Annotated in this window: 5 protein-coding genes; all 5 read left to right on the top strand. The window is 28.7% G+C overall.

The window, feature by feature from the left end; genetic code table 11:
- The first annotated feature begins 39 nt into the window (after nucleotides 1-39).
- The 5 genes from LPC13_RS16445 to LPC13_RS16425 all read left to right on the top strand — a co-directional run bounded on the left by LPC13_RS16445 (nucleotide 40) and on the right by LPC13_RS16425 (nucleotide 4,445).
- Complete coding sequence (locus LPC13_RS16445) at nucleotides 40-819, top strand: aldo/keto reductase (protein WP_234089017.1); 780 nt, start codon at nucleotides 40-42, stop codon at nucleotides 817-819.
- A gap of 43 nt (nucleotides 820-862) precedes the next feature.
- Entirely contained in the window at nucleotides 863-1,249 is a 387-nt protein-coding gene (locus LPC13_RS16440) for a MerR family transcriptional regulator (protein ID WP_005215307.1), read from the top strand.
- Complete coding sequence (locus tag LPC13_RS16435; RefSeq protein ID WP_005215306.1) at nucleotides 1,230-2,453, top strand: MFS transporter; 1,224 nt, start codon at nucleotides 1,230-1,232, stop codon at nucleotides 2,451-2,453. The genes LPC13_RS16440 and LPC13_RS16435 overlap by 20 nt, the downstream gene beginning before the upstream one ends.
- A gap of 157 nt (nucleotides 2,454-2,610) precedes the next feature.
- Complete coding sequence (locus LPC13_RS16430) at nucleotides 2,611-3,489, top strand: LysR family transcriptional regulator (RefSeq protein ID WP_040420005.1); 879 nt, start codon at nucleotides 2,611-2,613, stop codon at nucleotides 3,487-3,489.
- A 146-nt stretch (nucleotides 3,490-3,635) separates the two neighbouring features.
- Nucleotides 3,636-4,445 carry an MBL fold metallo-hydrolase gene (locus tag LPC13_RS16425; RefSeq protein WP_040420003.1) on the top strand — a complete coding sequence of 270 codons (810 nt, stop codon included), beginning with the start codon at nucleotides 3,636-3,638 and terminating at the stop codon, nucleotides 4,443-4,445.
- The last annotated feature ends 140 nt before the right edge of the window (nucleotides 4,446-4,585 follow it).

Below are 4,585 nucleotides of genomic sequence, written 5' to 3'. Positions count from 1 at the left end.
CAATGTGAATTATTAGCTAGAAGTGCAGCATAAAAAAGTTTGACTTTTTGTGTCCAAAATATTGACATAAGACCAAATAGACATGAAATTGTTATTGCAACTAAGGTTAGTGGAGAAATGGGGAAAGGCCCTAATAAATCAGGTTTATCAAGAAAAGCTATAATAAACGAGGTTGATGCAAGTTTAAAACGTTTAGGTGTAGATTATATTGATATTTTATATATTCATAGATGGGATTATGAAACACCAATTGAAGAAACAATGTGTGCGCTTAATGATTTAGTACGTTCAGGAAAGGTTTTATACTTAGGTGCGTCATCAATGTATGCATGGCAATTTGCAAAAGCTCAATATATAGCTGAAAAGAATGGATGGACTAAATTTTCAGTAATGCAAGGTCATTATAATTTATTATATCGTGAAGAAGAAAGAGAAATGAATCCAATGTGTAAGGATATGGGGGTAGCTTTAGTTCCATATAGTCCACTTGCAGCAGGACGTTTAACTCGTGATTGGACTTCAGATTCAAAGCGATTTAAGGAAGATAAAATTGCAAAAATGAAATATGATACTACAGAAGATAGTGATAAGGTAATTGTTGAAAGAGTAGCAGATATTGCAAAGAAATATAACGTAACTAAATCACAAATTGCAGTTTCATGGTTATGGAGTAAAGGTATTACTGCACCTATTGTAGGAATAACTAAAGAAAAATATCTAGATGATTTTATAGGTGCTTTAGATATTAAGCTAAGTGATGAAGATATTAAGTATTTAGAAGATGCTTATGTTCCACATAATATTGTTGGACATAGGTAAAACCTTCTAAAAGTATAGATAAAATTTTTTAGGAGGTGGAATTATGAATATAAAAGAAGTTAGTGAAAAATTTAATATTAATTTAGTAGAACTAGAAAATTACGAAAATATTGGCCTTTTTGATGATATTAAAAAAGTTAATGGTATTGGTGAGTATGAAGATAGAGATATTGAAAAATTAAGTAAAATTGTTACTCTAAAAAAAGTAGGATTAGAACTTGAAGAGATTTTAAGATATATGAAACTTGTAGAGCAAGGTGATTTTAGTAAGGATGAAAGAGTGCGTATTTTAAATAGGAAAAGGCAATTGATTTTAGAAGATATCCACAATAAGCAGAAATCTATTGATTGTTTAGATTGGCTTATTTATGAAATGAATGGATGCAACAGTAAAGCAGGGGAGAAGAAGAATGAAAAAAAACAACTTTAAACCATGGTATGTTTTAGTAGTATGCTGTGGATTGGCAGCTTCTTCTATAGGAATCTCAATAAATTCTTCAGGAGTATTTTATACTCCTGTATCTGAAAGTTTAGGCGTTATGAGAGGAACATTTGCTATGCATATGACTATTTTTTCTCTTATAACAGCTATAACTGCATTAATTGTACCAAAATTAATGAGTAGATTTTCTTATAAATGGATTTTAATTATTAGTGTTGCTATCACTGTCATTTCTACTAGTATGATGGCTAATGTAAAAAGTGTAACTATGGCCTATTTATTAGGTGGTATTAGGGGATTTAGTACAGGATTATTTTCCATAGTACCATTGACAATGATTATAAATGGATGGTTTAAAAAGAATCATGGTTTAGCAACTTCTATTGTATTTGGATTTAGTGGGATAGCAGGAGCTATTTGCTCACCTATTTTATCAAGATGTATAGAATTATTTGGATGGCAAACGGGATATTTAATAAAGTCAGGAATTATTTTATTACTATGCTTACCAGCAATTATTTATCCATTTAAAGTTACTGCAAATGAAGAAGGCTTGACTCCTTTTGGACATAAAGAAAATGAAGATGATTTTAAAGAGATAAATAATAATAAGGTATTTAATTTTATGACAGTAGCATTTATTTGCTTTTGTACACTTTCATTTATAAACACAACAATTACAGGAATTACTCAGCATTTACCTGGTTTTGCACAATCTATAGGTTATGGCACTACTTTAGGAGCAATGCTTCTTTCAGCAAGTATGATTGGAAATGTTATTTCTAAATTAATTATAGGTGTTATGAGTGATAGACTTGGAGAAGTTAAAGCAAGTGTTACTATGATGATTGCAAATGTATCAGGAATTATTTTGATTATTGTATCTAAATCTTCAATTGTAGGTGCAGTTGGAATACCACTTCTTACAAAGCATTTCTTTGGAATGGATAATTATTCTAAAGTATTTCCAATTATATCATTTGCATCTAATTTTGGAGCTGCCTTTGCATTATCATTAGTTGGCTATATTTATGATTTTACAGATTCATATAGCTATGCATTTATATTAGGAATAGCAATTAATATTATATGTTTAGCTTTAATGTTTATTGTTGTTAAATATAATAAAATAAATGGATTAGAAAGTAAAAGTCATTTAAAAGAATACCAAGCAAAAGAGGTTTTACAGTAATATTACTATAAATAATTTAAGAATTATTTAAAATTAGAATTTATTAAGTTATCTGTATATGGTATTTAATATATAAATTATTATGTTTTATTTAAACTTAGTTTTAATGTGATTAATTAAGAAAATAATGTATAATAAAACAAAAAGAGGTGAGAATATGGAACTTAGAGTTTTAAAGTATTTTTTAGCAGTTGCAAGAGAAGCAAATATAACAAGAGCTGCTGAAATATTAAACATTACACAACCAACATTATCAAGACAATTAATGCAATTAGAAGATGAATTAAACGCTAAGTTATTTGTTAGAGGTAAAAATAAAATTACTTTAACGGATAAAGGTATGATTTTAAGAAGAAGGGCAGAAGAACTAGTTGATTTAGCAGAAAGAACAGAAAAAGAGTTTCTAAATGATAATGATATTGTTGCAGGAGAAATATTCATTGGCAGTGGTGAGACCAATGCTATGCATAGTCTTGCAAAAGTAATGAAAGAGTTTCATGATTTATATCCTCAAGTTCAGTATAATTTATATAGTGCAAATGCAGATGATATTAAAGAAAGAATAGATAAGGGTTTGTTAGATATTGGACTTTTAACAGAACCTGTAGATATTTCAAAATATGAATTTGTACGTTTAAAAGAAAAGGAAGTATGGGGAATATTAATGAAAAAAGATGATGTTTTGGCCAATAAGGCTTATATTACAGCTGATGATTTAGTTGGAAAACCTTTAATTAGTTCAAAGCGTACAATAGTTCAAAATGAAATTTTTAATTGGTTTGGCAAGGATTATGATAAGTTAAATATCATTTCAACATATAATCTTGGTCTTAATGTTGCTATTATGGTAGAAGAGGGATTAGGATATGCATTTAGTTTAGAAAATTTGATTAATATTAATGATGAAACTAATATTTGCTTTAAGCCAATTTTACCAAGGATTGAAACTGGTACAGTAATTGTATGGAAAAAACATCAAATTTTTTCTTCAGCAACAAGTAAATTTATAGAAGAAATAAAAAATACTTTTAAATAAGTATAGACAAGTTGCCCCAGGGGTCAATACATATTTTTACAGATTAATTTTACTGGCACTATTACTAAATTAGAACTTGTACAGGTGTTAATCTGACAAAATGAGCGTGCCCCTGGGGCAGTTATATGAAGGTGAGGAGAGATACTATGAATAAAATTATTAAACAAGCAGTAGCACCACAAACACAACCTATTTTAAAGGATGCCTTTGATATAATTGATAATACTGAAATTCGTTGGTTATCCAGTGCAGGAATTATGATTAATTCACATGGAACAGTAATAATGATTGATCCATTACTAGAAGGATTTGATTTGCCATTATTAGTAGATATGCCAATTAAGTCTAGCGATGTTCCAAACTTAGATGGAGTTTTAATTACGCATTGTGATAATGATCATTTTAGTAGAATTACATGTAAAAATCTTTCTAAGGTATGTAAGGAATATCATGGACCCCATTATGTAGCAGAATTAATGAATGAAGAAGGTTTAAAAGGTATTGGTCATGATATATATGAAACTTTTACACTTGGAAATTTAAATATAAAATTAACACCTGCTGATCATGCATGGCAAAATGAAAGCAGTAGGTATAGCAAAATTAGAAAATTTGAATTTGAAGATTACTGTGGATTTTGGATAGATACTCCAGAAGGAACTATTTGGCTACCAGGAGACTCAAGATTATTAAAAGAGCATTTAGAAATGCCAGCTCCTGATGTAATATTATTAGATTTTTCCGATAATTCATGGCATATTGGATTAGATAATGCAATTAAACTTGCTAATACTTATCCTAATGCAGAATTAATTTTAATTCATTGGGGAACAGTAGATGCACCAGAAATGAATGCTTTTAATGGAGACCCAGAATCTCTTAATGGGCGTATTATAAATCCAAACCGTATTAATATTGTAGCACCAGGTGAAAAATTCACTTTAAAAAGTAAATAAAAAGTGTTTTAATAATTAACACAATTCTTATAAAAAAAATAAGGCTTAAGCCTTATTTTTTTGCAGTTTGTTGAAAAACCCCCTGTTTAAAAACAGAGGGTTTTTCTATTATTAGTTGTGGATAAAATTTAATATTAAAA

The sequence above is a fragment of the Clostridium celatum genome, assembly GCF_021412605.1.
Lineage (GTDB): Bacteria > Bacillota > Clostridia > Clostridiales > Clostridiaceae > Clostridium > Clostridium celatum.
This window is presented reverse-complemented; position numbering and strand designations above follow the sequence as displayed.

Excerpts from the sequence above, each read along its gene's own strand:
- LPC13_RS16440 (WP_005215307.1), top strand. The coding sequence starts at position 863 with ATGAATATAAAAGAAGTTAGTGAAAAATTTAATATTAATTTAGTAGAA.
- LPC13_RS16435 (WP_005215306.1), top strand. The coding sequence starts at position 1,230 with ATGAAAAAAAACAACTTTAAACCATGGTATGTTTTAGTAGTATGCTGT.
- LPC13_RS16430 (WP_040420005.1), top strand. The coding sequence starts at position 2,611 with ATGGAACTTAGAGTTTTAAAGTATTTTTTAGCAGTTGCAAGAGAAGCA.
- LPC13_RS16425 (WP_040420003.1), top strand. The coding sequence starts at position 3,636 with ATGAATAAAATTATTAAACAAGCAGTAGCACCACAAACACAACCTATT.